Genomic DNA, 14519 nt, shown 5'->3' on the forward strand with positions numbered 1-14519 from the left:
CTATAATAAGGGCACTGTATTGTAAACACATATTATACAAAGGAGAGTAATTTTATGCTTGAAAAGTTTTTCAAACTCAAAGAAAACAACACTTCCGCAAAAACAGAAGTTGTTGCAGGGTTTACTACTTTTATGACTATGGCATATATTCTTGCCGTAAACCCAAATCTTTTATCGGCAGCGGGCATGGACTCTAACGCAGTATTAATTGCAACTGCATTAGCTTCTTTTGTGGGTACTTTATTAATGGCATTACTTGCTAATTACCCATTTGCTTTAGCTCCGGGTATGGGCTTAAATGCCTACTTTGCCTTCACTGTTGTCCTTGGTATGGGATATTCTTGGAAATTGGCTTTATTTGCCGTATTTGTTGAAGGTATCGTATTTATTATCTTATCATTAACAAATGTTCGTGAAGCAATCTTTAATGCCATTCCTACTACTTTAAAGTCCGCAGTAAGTGTGGGAATCGGTTTGTTTATTGCATTTATCGGTTTACAGGATGCTAAGTTAATCGTAAACAGCGATTCTACTTTACTTACCTATCAGACTTTTAAAGGTGATACCTTCCATTCCGTTGGTATTGGTGCTATCCTTGCACTGATTGGTGTTTTAGTGACTGCTATCTTATTAATTAAAAATGTCAAGGGCGGTATCCTTGTTGGTATTTTAGTAACCTGGGTATTAGGTATTGTCTGTGAACTCACCGGTATCTATGTTCCAGATGCTGATGCCGGTATGGCTTCTACAATTCCTGCCGCTATCGTAAGCTTTGACTTTTCCTCTTTCAAGGAAACCTTTGGTGCAGTATTTACCTTAGACTTCAAGAACTTTCCACTGGGAGACTTCTTAATCATCATGTTCTCTTTCTTATTTGTAGACATGTTCGATACCATTGGAACTTTAATCGGAGTTTCTTCTAAAGCAGATATGCTTGACGAAGAAGGAAAATTGGAAAGAATCAAACCTGCTTTACTTTCTGATGCAATCGCTACCTGTATTGGTGCTATCTTCGGTACCTCTACTACTACTACTTATGTAGAAAGTGCATCTGGTGTAACAGCCGGCGGACGTACCGGACTTACTTCTGTAGTAACCGGACTTCTGTTCCTGTTATCCGTTTTCTTCTCCCCATTATTCTTAAGTATTCCTTCTTTTGCCATTGCTCCGGCTTTGATCATCGTTGGATTCTATATGATGGGTTCTGTTGTGAAGATTAACTTTGACGATATGTCCGATGCAATCCCTGCTTTCTTATGCATTATTGCAATGCCTTTAGCTTACAGCATTTCAGAAGGTATCGCTATCGGAGTTATCTCCTGGACATTAATTAACCTTCTTACAGGAAAGGCTAAGGAAAAGAAAATCAGTGCTCTTATGTATGTACTGACCGTTCTTTTCATATTGAAATATATTTTCTTATAAAATTACAATACGGACAACCAAAAAGCTCCTCCTGCAAATTGCAGGGGAGCTTTTTGGTTGTCATATTTTTTACTTTAACACTAATCTACATATAGAAAATATATCTAACGATTACATCGATTCCAGCTGCTATTAGAAGTATTCCTCCAGCTATATACGCTTTCACTTTGTGTTCAAACCCTAATCGATATCCGGTGTACATTCCAAGTATGGTTACTGCCACTGTCATCACTACTGCCATAACCAATACTCTTAACATGCCACATCCTAAGAATCCGAATGCAACTCCTACTAATAGTGTAAATACACTACTTCGTATATAGAGATACACAAACTCTTTAATATTTAGTTTTTCTTCTCTTCGTTCTATAATGCGCTCATTTTTCCATGCTTTCAGTAATAATCTAACTCCCATACCAAGGAAAATAACCACCGCCAGCACTTCCTCTAGAAAAACCTCATAATCGTAAGTTTGATAACGGCGCAGAAGTACAGAAAGAAAATTTCCAATTCCAAGTGCCAATACCTGACCGATTACTAATATACTGCATATAATTGCAAGATGTTTCTTTTGAACCTTAGCAATCAAGGAACCTTGACACTCCATAACTGCGAATATATCCAACGATATTCCCGCTAAAACAATCAGTTCTTCTAAGACACTCATATCTCTGCACTCCAGTCTGATAATTATTTCTCATCAGCTTTTACGGCTTCTGTACGGATGATAAATTTCACATTTCCTTTTGTACCATCTGCAACCTTTGTAAATGTCTGATATTCTTTTCCGGCATCTACTACTGCTGTCAATTTATTTAATAATTCCTTTGCATCTCCGTTGTAAGCATCTACCAGTTTCTGAATTCCTTCTTCATCAAACTTTGCCATACCTTCGGTTAACTCATTAGAACCACTCTCTAACTTGTCTACCCCTTCTGCTAACTTAGAAGTTGCTTCTGCTAATGCCTTGGCACCGTCTACTAATGCATTGTTATTAGATACTAATGTTGAAGTTCCCTTTGAAAGCTGGCTTGCACCACTCTTTAACTTTGCAACACCTTCCATCAAACCAGACTGCTGAAGTTGTGCTGCGATTTGGGATTTTGCTCCTTCTGCACCACTTACTGCTGCTGCTTCTGCTGCTGTCTTGGCTGCTGTCTTGCACGCATCTGCCACACTTGCTCCCATCTGCTGTTTTCCAAGTTCTGCAATTCCACTTGTAACACCATCTGCAATTGTTCCTGCTGCTCCTGAAAGCTGCTGTGCGACTCCAGTTTCCACTTCACTTCTGATTGTGTGTCCCTTCTGCGCCTGATATCCCTGCTCTACTACATCTGTAATAGAAAGGTTTACACCCTGTGCTGCATATGCTGCAATTGCAGCATCTACTGTATCTTTCTGTGCCTGATATGCTTCAAAAATCTTCTGATTATATACCGCATCTACCATGGTTGTATATAATTCACTTCCTGCAAGCTGACTGCTAATCTGTTGCTCTACTGCGCTCTTGCTTCCCTTCATGGTCTGCTCAAACCGGCTTGCTGCCTGTGCTGCGATTGCATCAGACGTACCGCCTGCAAAATTACTTTCTACTGCTGCATCTGCCTGTGCTGCTACTGCCTGCTTTTCACTGTCGCTCATTGCTGTTCCTAATGCAGAAGTTAAAGTAGATACTCCCTGGCTTAATGATTCAATTCCGGTATCTAATGCTGCTGCACCTGCATTGATTTCAGAAGCTCCATTTGTATAAGAAGTAACACCATCTTTTAAAGTATTTACACCGGATGAGAATTCCTTCATGCTATTCTTTAATGTGTCTAATCCTTTTGCAAGATCACTACTTCCATCTACTAACTGTTTAGAAGAATCAGATAAAGTATTAATGCTGTCTTCTAAGTCTGTTAAGTCAAATGCTTGATCCAAATCTGTGCTTCCCAATAAATCATTCATGATGACAGACATTGTCATATCTAAGGAGAAGTTCTCAACATCTGCTGTTACTTCTACATAATCCGGAATATCTACATCTGCATCTAAATCACCGTCTTCAATCTGTAAACTATCTTTAAGTCCCGGCATTGCAACACCTACAACGACTTTTTTGCTACCATCAGAAATTACTTTACCATTGGTAACTTCTACATTACTGTAATCTTCCGGAAGAATCATTCCGGTCATAACAGTAAACGGAACATATACCTCATGCTCTTCGCCATCTACAACCTGTGTAGTTTTTTCATTGTTGGTATAATCAAAACGAATCGTTACCTTTCCGCTCTTTCCTGCAATTTCTTCCGGTGTTACTTCTTTTCCGTCAAGATAGTAAGTAATCTTTTCGGTAACTGGAAGCTCTTTATCCGTAGTTCCTTGATAATAAATATCATTTCCCTTGGCATCCCAGGTTACTTCGTCTCCATTCTGTGTAAAAGTTTCGTCTCCTTTTACGTTTTTAATATCCTTTAAGTCGGATGCGTCCTTTATGGTATCGCTTCCGTCTTTATTTTTTAACCACTCACTTACGATTACGTTATCTGCTGTACCATCAGCCTTAGATACTACATAAACAGTTTCTTCTTTTCCAGCTTCTTCTGTTTGTGTTTCATCTCCGGACAATGCATTTAACAATTTATTTTCTGCATCTTTTGTGCTATCTTCTGTATCTGCATCTGCATTCTGAGTTTCTGCGCTTTCTTCTGTCTTTGCTTTTTCTGCATGTACAGCGTATGCACCGCCTACTCCGGTTCCTAATACTGCAATGGTAACTGCACCTACTGCAATACGAATCACATATTTATTTTTGAATCTTTTCTTTAATTCTACATTTTTCATATTTGTTTCCTCACTTTCTATTTTTCACTTTTTTCTGGTTTAAATCCGATACTTGTATGAAGAATCAATTTATCAAATACCATGAACATTGCAGGTAAAACAAATGCTACAACGAACAAACTGATAATTGCTCCTCTTGCTAACAATGTACACAAAGAACTAATCATATCAATACTGGAGTAAATACCTACACCAAATGTTGCTGCGAAGAAACTCAATGCACTAACAACGATAGACTGTAAAGAACTGTTCAATGCTGTTGCAATTGCTTCTCTCTTTTCTGCTCCTCGGCTTCTTGCTCTCTTATACTTATTAGTCATAAGAATTGCATAGTCAACCGTTGCTCCTAACTGAATTGTTCCGATAACGATAGATGCAATAAACGGTAATACCGTTCCTGTATAAGACGGAATACCCATGTTAATGAAGATTGCAAATTCAATAACTGCTACCAGAATAACCGGTAAGGAAATTGATTTTAATACTACTGCAATAATGATAAAGATTAGTACGATAGATACGGTACTTACTGTCTTAAAGTCTTTATCTGTAATTGTAATCAAATCTTCGGTACAAGGTGCTTCACCAATGAGCATTGCACTCTTATCATATCTCTTGATGATTTCCTTAATAGCATCACACTGTGCATTTACTTCATCAGACGCTGTCTTATACTCAGACATTACATAAATCATCTGATATTTTCCGTTATCTAAATCTTTTAACATATCGTCCGGAATCATCTCTGTAGGAATTGCCGGTCCAATCAAAGCATCTTTTCCTAATACCAAGGCTACACCATCAAGATTCTTGATTTCATCAATCATTGCAGATGCGTCTTTTGCGGACAGATTGCTATCTGCAAGAATAATGTCGGTTGCGCCCATATCAAATTCTTCTTCCAGTTTGTTGTTTGCCTGTACACTTTCCAAGTCATCCGGCAAAGTTCCTGCTAAGTCATAATATACTTCGTTGTGTGTATATCCATATAATGCAGGTCCTAATATTACTAAAAACAGAACAATAAATATTACATATTTCTTTGTTACGAAATTTCCGATTTTTCCTAAATCCGGAATGATTGCTCTATGCTTTGTTTTTTCAATTGCCTTGTCAAATACAAGGATCATAGCTGGTAAAATCGTTACACATCCGATTACACCGATTACTACACCTTTTGCCATAACAATACCAAGGTCCATACCAAGAGTAAATGTCATAAAGCACATTGCCACGAAACCAGCAACAGTTGTTATAGAACTTCCCACTACTGAAGTAATGGTATTAGAAATCGCATGCGCCATAGCACGATTTTTATCTCCCGGGAATCGTTCCTGATTCTCCTGATAACTATGCCACAGGAAAATGGAGTAATCCATGGTTACCGCCAACTGCAATACCGCTGCCAACGCCTGTGTAATAAAGGAAATTTCTCCGCTCACAAAGTTTGTTCCTAAATTATATAGGATTGCCATTCCGATACTTAATAAGAAGAATACCGGAACCAGGAAAGAATCCATAGTCAATGCTAATACGATTGCAGATAAGCCAGCCGCAATTACTACATACATAACAGCCTCACTGTTACAAATCTTCTTGATATCGGTTACGGTAGCTGACATACCACTTAAGAAGCACTGATTCTTTGTAAGACCTCTTATCTCCTGAATTGCATCTAATGTCTCATCTGCTGACATGGATGTGTCAAAAGTAACAATCATTAAAGTACTGTTTTTCTCTTCATTATTAAATGCATCTTTTACTTCATCCGGTAAAATATCCATTGGAATAGAAATATCTGCAAGAGAATCGTACCAAAGAACATCCTTTACATGTTCTACCTCTCGCATTTGTTCTTCCAACGAAACTACATCTTTTTCATCCATCCCTTGTACTACACATAGGGAAAATGCGCCTGTTCCAAATTCATCCAGCAGAATATCCTGCCCTTTCATTGTTTCAATGTCGCTTGGCAGATAGGATAAAATATCATAATTAATTCTGGTATTTACATATCCAAAGGTAGCCGGTATCAGCAACAAGAAACTGATAATCAGAATTGGTATTCTGAATTTAACGACTTTTTTTCCAAATTTAATCATTTGCTCACACTCTCTTTCTTTTTTCTATGGTAAAGTATAAAAAAAAAGACTGAATAAATACATATTCAATCTTTCCCGGCTGTATAATTCAATTATACATTTTTATAGATTTGTCGTTTTACTCTTTACACATATACCGAAGTGTATATTCTTCACATACACCTTACAATTCCTTCAATACTTCATTCATCGGGGTTGACATGATGTAATTATAGACATCTGTAATCTCTCTTGGTGTAATGCTCATTCCACCCTTTATCCAGTCAATTACAACAAAACACATAGACTGGGCATAGAACTCTGCCACATTCTTGGCATTTAACCATGGGTATTTTCCCCTTTTAGAATGTTGTCTTGGGTGCTCCGCCTGCAATGCCTCGGATAACGTCTGTAAAATACATCTCTTTACGATACCCTCGAAAGAATTCTGTCCTTCTAATCGTGCTGCTCTACTATAGAATTCCTTCTCCTTTTCTATCGTAGTAAACATCAATACCAATCCTTCATCTACCATCCCCGCAAGTATCAATGGCCGAATTGGCTCTAATATCTGTTTCTTAATAATCCACTCTAATAATTCATACTTATCTTGAAAATGGTTATAAAAGGTTGGTCGGATAACCCCTGCTTTGTCTGTAATTTCCTTGATTGTAATTTTTTCAATAGGCTGCTGGCATGCTAACTCCTTAAAGCTCTCTGCCAGTAGTATATCTATGGTCTCCTTAATCTGTGCTGCCACACTTTCACCATCCTGTTGTAAATTCCCTCGTTTGTTCCCTATTCTACATTAAAAGTTCTAATATCGTCAAGCACCTTGCCTTTTCATCCGATTTCAAATCAATAATCTCTCCATCCGGTATTACTTTTACTTTCGGTCTTAAAATAAAGTCTCGGTAGTTCTCCATAACCACTGCTGTTCTTCCATCCGAAAGTTCTACCTCGCACCCCACCGGATATACTGAAATCTTTCGCATAAAAATATTTACCAATTCCGGGTCAAATTCTGCTCCTGCATTCGCCATGATATATTCTACCGCTTCGGAAGGCGATACTGCTTCATGGTATGGTACCTTAGAAGTCAATGCATCATATACATCCACCAACTTAATAATGCGCGCATAAATCGAAATCTCTGTTCCTGACTTTTGCTGTGGATAACCACCACCATTGTACCACTCATGATGTTGTAATACCGCTGTATAAACATGACTGGAAAATTCAAAATTATCCTTTAAAAACTCATATCCTAACTTCGGATGCTGTTTGATCTGTTCTCGTTCTTCTTCGGTAAGTTCTCTTTGCGCACATAAAATATCTTTCTCCAAAAAACGTTTTCCTACATCGTGAAGCATTGCTGCCGTGGTAAGAATATTTAATTCCGTCTGATTCATATTACATGCGGCACCAATCATTGCTGACAATACCGCTACATTTACAGAATGGAAATAGGTATAATCATCATATGTCTTGACATCCAACATATTACACATAACATCGCCATTATTTAATACGTCTTCCATAACGTCCATGACAACTTTTTGCAAGTTCTGCTGCTCCATTGGTAAAGTCGGATTTTCCAAAAATAAGTCATGTACCTTCTTTAATGCTTCCCTCTTTACCTCTGGCCGAATCACCTGCGGAATAATTAAATCTTCCGAAAATTCATCATCAATATAAATTCCCGGAAATCCAAGACTAGATAAATTACGGATATATTCGTCATTTAGTATCAAATGCTTACCAAGAATCAATCTTCCCTCTCCATCATATATATCCTGACCAAGCGCCATCCCTTCTTCTATTCTAGATATGGGCATATACCGCATATTGCAATTCCTCCCGATTACTCTCTCATTCTTTTCTCTCAAGTATCTTTTATTCTGATTTTTATTTTAACATATTACAAAAAAAATTGAAATGCTACAAAACAAAAAAATAGAACTTAGTGGTTACTAAGTTCTATTAGAGCGATAGACGGGGCTCGAACCCGCGGTCTCGACCTTGGCAAGGTCGCGCGTTACCAACTACGCCACTATCGCATATATAACATACGAAATACAATGTATCTCATATTATAAGCGGGTGATGGGAATCGAACCCACGTATCCAGCTTGGAAGGCTGGTGTTCTACCATTGAACTACACCCGCGGAGTGCCCAGTTCCGGAATCGAACCAGAGACACGAGGATTTTCAGTCCTCTGCTCTACCAACTGAGCTAACTGGGCCCGCTGCGTTTCAGCAACGGTATTATTTTATCTGTTTTTTACACAATTGTCAATACCTTTTTTTATATTTTTTAAATGTATTGTTCCAAACTATCTGCTGTGCTTTTAATTTGGTCAATTGCGTCCTTTGCCTGCTGGGCAAATTCCAGATTCTGTACACTCATATTACTTGCCTGTTCTGCACTTGCAGTTACTTCTTCTGTGGTTGCAGAAAGCTGCGAAATGTTTTCCACAATCTTATTGTTGGAATCGGATAAATTAGTAATTCTTTCATCCATTTCCTGTATATTTCCGATTAACGCTACCATGTTGGAATTTAATTTTTCAAATGTCTCCACTGCAGATAAAATCATTTCATTCTGACTCTCAGTCGCCCCTACAGAACTTTCTACGGAAATAACCACTTCATTGGCATTTTCATTTAATTCATTAATAATTCTGGTAATCTCTTCTGTGGAACTTCTGGTCTGTTCCGCTAATTGACGTATCTGCTCTGCTACTACTGCAAATCCTCTTCCCGCTTCTCCTGCTCTTGCACTCTCAATGGATGCATTTAATGCTAATAAGTTGGTCTGACTGGAAATATTCAGAATCATTCCTGCTATATTTTCCACTTCTTTTGTCTTATTCTGAAGTCGCTCCATGGATTCCGTTACCTGACTATTGGTATTGGCAATCTGTGCAGATTGTTCTTTCAGGCTCTCCATTACCTGCATATTTTCTTGAATGCTTTGATTGGACTCTGTGGCAATATTTACCATCTTCTTGGAGCTTTCCCCTGTCATATCAATTGCCTCTTGAATACTCTGGGTCATATTGTTCTGTTCTTCAATATTTTGTGCAGTTAAATTGGTTGCAGAGGAAATCTCCTGCATACTGCTGGTAACTGTTTGTGTTGTTTCTACAAGGCTATTTACCATATCCGTACTTTTATCAGATTCTTCTTTTACTGTTTGGGAAATAGAAACAATATCTTCTAACATTTCTTTCTGCTTTTTCCCTTGCTCATGCACTGCTCCCAGCGCATGAGCACTAAATGCTTTAGAAATCGTTCCTTCACGAATCAACACATAAAAAGCTCCTAACATCATCAGTACAGAACAAACGGCTCCTACATCCTGCACCACCCTTCCTGTTACACTTTGAAGTATCTCGATTATCAGATATAATCCCACATAAATAAAAACAGTTACCATATACTTCTTTTTATCATAATATGGGATTTGTACTGCTAATGCACAAACCAATGCCAAACCAAGAAATGCTGCATCTGTCTGTACTCCTAACAGAAATACTTCCACCCCTATTTCTACTGAAATAATTGTTTTTAATTGTTTATGATCTTTCTTACCAAAAAATATAATTGCATTGATAAGCGTTGCAACTAAAATAACTACTGTATTTTCTATTGCTATCGAAAGCGACATGCTCTTCATGGCAAACTTTAACCACAAGAATATTAAGAAAATCACCATTAGTGCATCTGTGGCTAGTACAAAAAGTCGATTTAATACATGATATCTTTCACTTTCATTGTTAAATCGAAATTTACTCTTTTCTTCCATATTTTCCTCCTTACAGGCCAACCATCCAAAATTGTTTACGGTTTTTTCCCTTTATCTTCCTTATTATAATATATTTCGCCTTTTTCTTCCATATTTTTTTATGATTTTCCCCGAGTTTTGCTATATTTTTCCATAGATTTTAAGTATTTTACTCTCACTCCCTTATTGACCCTTAAGGCGAAAGGTGTTAATATACAAGTATGTTACAAATTTAACAATCTTAATTTTCTAAGGAGGTCATATCATGGATTTCAATCAGGAATACCAGCAGAAACTTGTATCTGCTGAGGAAGCTGTAAAAATCATCAATTCAGGTGACTGGGTAGATTATGGATGGTGTACCGGAACACCTGACGCTTTAGACAAAGCACTGGCAAAACGTACTGACGAATTGAAGAACGTAAATCTTCGTGGCGGTATTCTTTTAAAACCATTGGCAGTATTTGAACGTGAAGATGCCGGCGAACACTTTACTTGGAACTCTTGGCATATGTCCGGTATTGAACGTAGATTAATCAACCGCGGCTGTGCTTTTTATGCACCAATTCGTTACTCTGAATTACCACGTTATTACCGTGAATCAGATACTAAAAACAACGTAGCAATGTTCCAGGTTGCACCAATGGATAAGCATGGTTACTTTAACTTTGGACCAAATGCTTCTCACCTTGCTGCAGTATGTGAAACATCTCAGAAAATCATCGTAGAAGTAAACGAAAACATGCCTCGTTGTTTAGGTGGTTTTGAAAACGGTATCCATATTTCCAAAGTAGACTTTATTGTAGAAGGCGAGAATCCTGCAATCGGTGAACTTGGCGGTGGTGGAGCAGCTACTGACGTAGACAAGGCTGTTGCAAAATTAATCGTAGAAGAGATTCCAAATGGTGCCTGTCTGCAACTTGGAATTGGTGGAATGCCAAACGCTGTTGGTTCTATGATTGCCGAATCTGATTTAAAAGATTTAGGTGTACATACTGAAATGTATGTTGATGCTTTCGTAGACATCGCCAAAGCCGGAAAAATCAACGGTTCTAAGAAGAATATCGACCGTTATCGCCAGACTTATGGTTTTGGTGCCGGTACCAAAAAGATGTATGATTACTTAGATGAAAACCCTGAATTGTGTAGTGCACCTGTAAGTTATACAAATGACATCCGTTCTATCGCTGCTTTAGATAACTTCATGTCCATTAACAATGCTGTAGATATTGACTTATTTGGTCAAGTAAGTTCTGAAACTTCCGGTATCAAACATATCAGTGGTGCAGGCGGACAGTTAGACTTTGTACTTGGTGCATACCTTTCTAATGGTGGTAAGAGCTTTATCTGCTGTTCTTCTACCTTCACAACAAAGGATGGTGAAGTGAAGTCCAGAATTCTTCCTACTCTTCATCCAGGTTCTGTTGTTACCGATACTCGTGCAAACATTCACTATTTGGTAACCGAATATGGTAAGGTTAACTTAAAAGGATTATCTGCTTGGCAGAAATGTGAAAAGATTATCTCTGTTGCACATCCTGACTTCAGAGATGAGTTAATCAAAGAAGCTGAAAAGATGCATATTTGGAGAAGAAGCAACAAATAATTTTTATTGTTTCTGACACAATTTCCTATTACATTCAAAAGTGGCTGGTATCTGTTACTTACAGATATCAACCACTTTTTTACTTTTCTACTTTCTCTCTACATATTACTATTATTCTTTTACCAATACCATACAGGAAACAGATTCTACACTGACATCACCACTTACGGTTTCCAGTACTTCATTTCCCGCTGTCTGTCCTTTTACATAAACATCCCATTTTCCTTCCGGAAGTGTTACGGTAACATCATTTTCTAATGGATTATAGATAACAAATACATTTCCTGATGCGCCATCTGCTTCCGGTGCAATCTGGTATGCAATAACGCCTTTATTTTCTCCCTGATTGTAAAATTCAATCTGCTCTGTTGTTGTACTTTCCATACGAAGAGATGGATGTGCCTTACGGAATGCAATCAATCCCTTGTAGAATTCATATACCATCTTGGTGTTTTCATCATCTAAGTTACTCCATTTAATACTATTCACAGAGTCTGGGGATGCATAACTGTTCTCATCAAAGGTTCCGTCATCCTTTACCTTGGAACGAAGCATTTCTTCTCCTGCCAAAATAAATGGTACTCCCTGTGAAGTATAAACAATAGAGGCTGACAATAAGTTCTGCTTGATTCTTTCTTCCAAGGTGTCATCTGCACTGGTGGAATTTAACTTATCCCATAAGGTAAGATTGTCGTGGCAGCTAACGTAATTGATAACCTGAGATGCTGTCGCTGACCAGCCCGGCTTTCCTTCAGCTGATTTCATAATTGTACTGTAAGTTCCGGTTACATCACCATTTACATATCCCGGTTCAGATGCTTCAAATACACTTCCTTTTACTGCATCTCTGATATTATCAGAAAACAGTGCCATTCCAGGCATATCAACTGCATTGGTCTGAGTTGCCAGTTTTACACCTTCTTTGGTTGTCTGTGTATCTAAGCTCCAACCTTCTCCATACATAATAATTGATGGATCAATTTCATCTAAAGAAGCTCGAATCGCATTGATTGTATCTACATCTGTCAATCCTACTAAATCAAATCGGAAACCATCTACATGATACTCTTTTGCCCAGTAAGTTACAGAGTCTACAATATACTTTGATACCATTGCTCTTTCTGATGCAACATCATTTCCGCATCCGGAACCATTGGACCATACTCCGTTTTCGTTAATTCTATGGAAATATCCAGGTACAATCTGGTTGAAGCAATAATCTTCTCCACTGTATGTATGATTATATACCACATCCAAAACTACGCTGATACCGTTTTGATGAAGTGTTTCTACCATCTGCTTGAATTCTTCTACACGCACTTCGCCATGATATGGGTCTGTTGAGTAAGAACCTTCCGGTACATTGTAGTTCTTTGGGTCATATCCCCAATTATACTGATTGCTGTCTAATTTTGTTTCATCCACGGTAGCAAAATCATATACCGGATTCAAATGAAGATGTGTAATTCCCAACTCTTTCATATGATCTAATCCGGTAGAAATACCACTTGGTGTTGTTGTTCCTGTTTCTGTCAGCCCTAAGAATTTTCCTACATTGGTAATTCCTGAACTTTCATCCGCAGAAAGGTCACGCACCTGAAGTTCATAAATAAACGCATCTGTAATGTTAAGGTCTGTATTCGGACGTACATCTGCATCCCATCCCTCCGGATTGGTGGATTCCATATCTATTACCATAGCACGATTTCCATTTACACCTGTTGTTTTTGCATATGGGTCACATGCCTCGTTTTCCTGACCATCTACTTTTACCGTATAGGTGTAATATACGCCGTTTAAATCTCCGGATTTTTCCACGCTCCATACGCCTTTATCACCCTTTTTCATTTCTACGGTTTCGATTTTATCGTCTTTTCCTGCTTCTCCTTCTTTATAGAGGTTCACAGATACTGCATCTGCGGTTGGTGCCCATACTTTAAAGGTTGTTGCATCTTTGGTCCAGGTTGCTCCTAAGTCATCACCATCATAAGCATATTCTGACTCAAACTCTTCCGTAGAGTAAATATCCGGCATAGTTGCCTGTACAGGATTTCCACCTTCTAAAGATACATAGTAATCACCTTTTTTCTCAAATGTACCTTTGATTTTTGCAGTACCCTTTTTCTTGTCCATTGAAATTTCTGTTGTTTCCATTTCTTTTAAATCTCCATCCAAAATTTTAATTTTTTTGACGTCTTTCTGGCTCAATTCACTGGAAACCTTAAATTCCACTGTTTGGTAGTCATCCTTTACCTGAACGTCATACACACTAATACCAGTTTGTACGTCATCTCCTTTTACTACCTTAAAGTCCTCTTCTCCTGAAGTTACATAAACATCCACTGTTCCTGAAATCACTTCTGCCAAATCCACAAAACGGTCTCCGTCCGTATCTTTGGATTCCCACTCATTTAATCTTATGATAAACCCAAGTTGCATGGTTTCCGGTGCTAATGAAATGGTAGTTACTACTCCATTATCATCTTTGTTACTTTCATCAAATTCATAGGATTTGCCATCACCATCTGTCCAAAACCATACATTCCATCCATCATACTTGTCATCACTTCGCAAATAATGCAAATTTACTGTAATTTCCTGCGATTGTGATGCATCCTTTGTCTGTGTCTTAGATGTGACAGTACTATTTTTTCCTGAACACCCAATTATCTGGCACAGCATTGAGACTGCTAATAGCACAGCAGCCAGCTTTTTTAATTTTTTCATAAAAAACCCTCCCATTAGTCCTTATTACCTATATTATAAAGAGCCAATGAAAGGGTGTACA

The 14519-nt window shown here is 38.0% G+C and carries 9 protein-coding genes and 3 tRNA genes; 2 read left to right on the forward strand and 10 right to left on the reverse strand.

Features of this window, described 5'->3' with window-relative positions; translation table 11 throughout:
• The first annotated feature begins 54 nt into the window (after positions 1-54).
• On the forward strand, positions 55-1425 hold the full coding sequence (locus KQI83_RS14495; RefSeq protein WP_216559547.1) for an NCS2 family permease: 1371 nt from the start codon (positions 55-57) through the stop codon (positions 1423-1425).
• Positions 1426-1510: 85 nt separating this feature from the next.
• On the opposite strand, the gene KQI83_RS14500 is transcribed toward KQI83_RS14495, so the two are convergent.
• From KQI83_RS14500 to KQI83_RS14540, 9 genes are all read right to left on the reverse strand, one after another.
• Complete coding sequence (locus KQI83_RS14500) at positions 1511-2092, reverse strand: manganese efflux pump MntP (RefSeq protein ID WP_216559549.1); 582 nt, start codon at positions 2090-2092, stop codon at positions 1511-1513.
• Positions 2093-2115: 23 nt separating this feature from the next.
• A complete protein-coding gene (locus KQI83_RS14505; RefSeq protein WP_216559551.1) occupies positions 2116-4254 on the reverse strand; it encodes a hypothetical protein in 2139 nt (712 codons plus the stop codon).
• Positions 4255-4271: 17 nt separating this feature from the next.
• Positions 4272-6356 (reverse strand): efflux RND transporter permease subunit, encoded by a 2085-nt coding sequence (locus KQI83_RS14510; RefSeq protein WP_216559553.1) that lies wholly within the window; start codon positions 6354-6356, stop codon positions 4272-4274.
• 163 nt (positions 6357-6519) lie between these two features.
• Positions 6520-7095 (reverse strand): TetR/AcrR family transcriptional regulator C-terminal domain-containing protein, encoded by a 576-nt coding sequence (locus KQI83_RS14515; protein WP_216559555.1) that lies wholly within the window; start codon positions 7093-7095, stop codon positions 6520-6522.
• Positions 7096-7138: 43 nt separating this feature from the next.
• Positions 7139-8182, reverse strand: a complete 1044-nt coding sequence (locus KQI83_RS14520) for an HD-GYP domain-containing protein (protein ID WP_216559557.1) — start codon at positions 8180-8182, stop codon at positions 7139-7141.
• A 140-nt stretch (positions 8183-8322) separates the two neighbouring features.
• Positions 8323-8395, reverse strand: a tRNA-Gly gene (locus KQI83_RS14525).
• A 38-nt stretch (positions 8396-8433) separates the two neighbouring features.
• A tRNA-Gly gene (locus KQI83_RS14530) sits at positions 8434-8504 on the reverse strand.
• A 4-nt stretch (positions 8505-8508) separates the two neighbouring features.
• Positions 8509-8581: transfer RNA gene (locus KQI83_RS14535), tRNA-Phe, on the reverse strand.
• Positions 8582-8652: 71 nt separating this feature from the next.
• Positions 8653-10146: a methyl-accepting chemotaxis protein gene (locus tag KQI83_RS14540; RefSeq protein ID WP_216559559.1), complete on the reverse strand. Its 1494-nt coding sequence runs from the start codon at positions 10144-10146 to the stop codon at positions 8653-8655.
• 244 nt (positions 10147-10390) lie between these two features.
• Here KQI83_RS14540 and KQI83_RS14545 point away from each other — a divergent pair, with 244 nt between their 5' ends.
• Positions 10391-11731 carry a butyryl-CoA:acetate CoA-transferase gene (locus KQI83_RS14545; protein ID WP_216559561.1) on the forward strand — a complete coding sequence of 447 codons (1341 nt, stop codon included), beginning with the start codon at positions 10391-10393 and terminating at the stop codon, positions 11729-11731.
• Positions 11732-11842: 111 nt separating this feature from the next.
• Here KQI83_RS14545 and pulA read toward each other — a convergent pair whose 3' ends face one another.
• A complete protein-coding gene (pulA, locus tag KQI83_RS14550; RefSeq protein ID WP_216559563.1) occupies positions 11843-14458 on the reverse strand; it encodes a type I pullulanase in 2616 nt (871 codons plus the stop codon).
• Positions 14459-14519: the final 61 nt, after the last annotated feature.

Origin of the sequence: Roseburia sp. MSJ-14, from assembly GCF_018918225.1 — a bacterium.
Classification (GTDB): domain Bacteria; phylum Bacillota; class Clostridia; order Lachnospirales; family Lachnospiraceae; genus Petralouisia.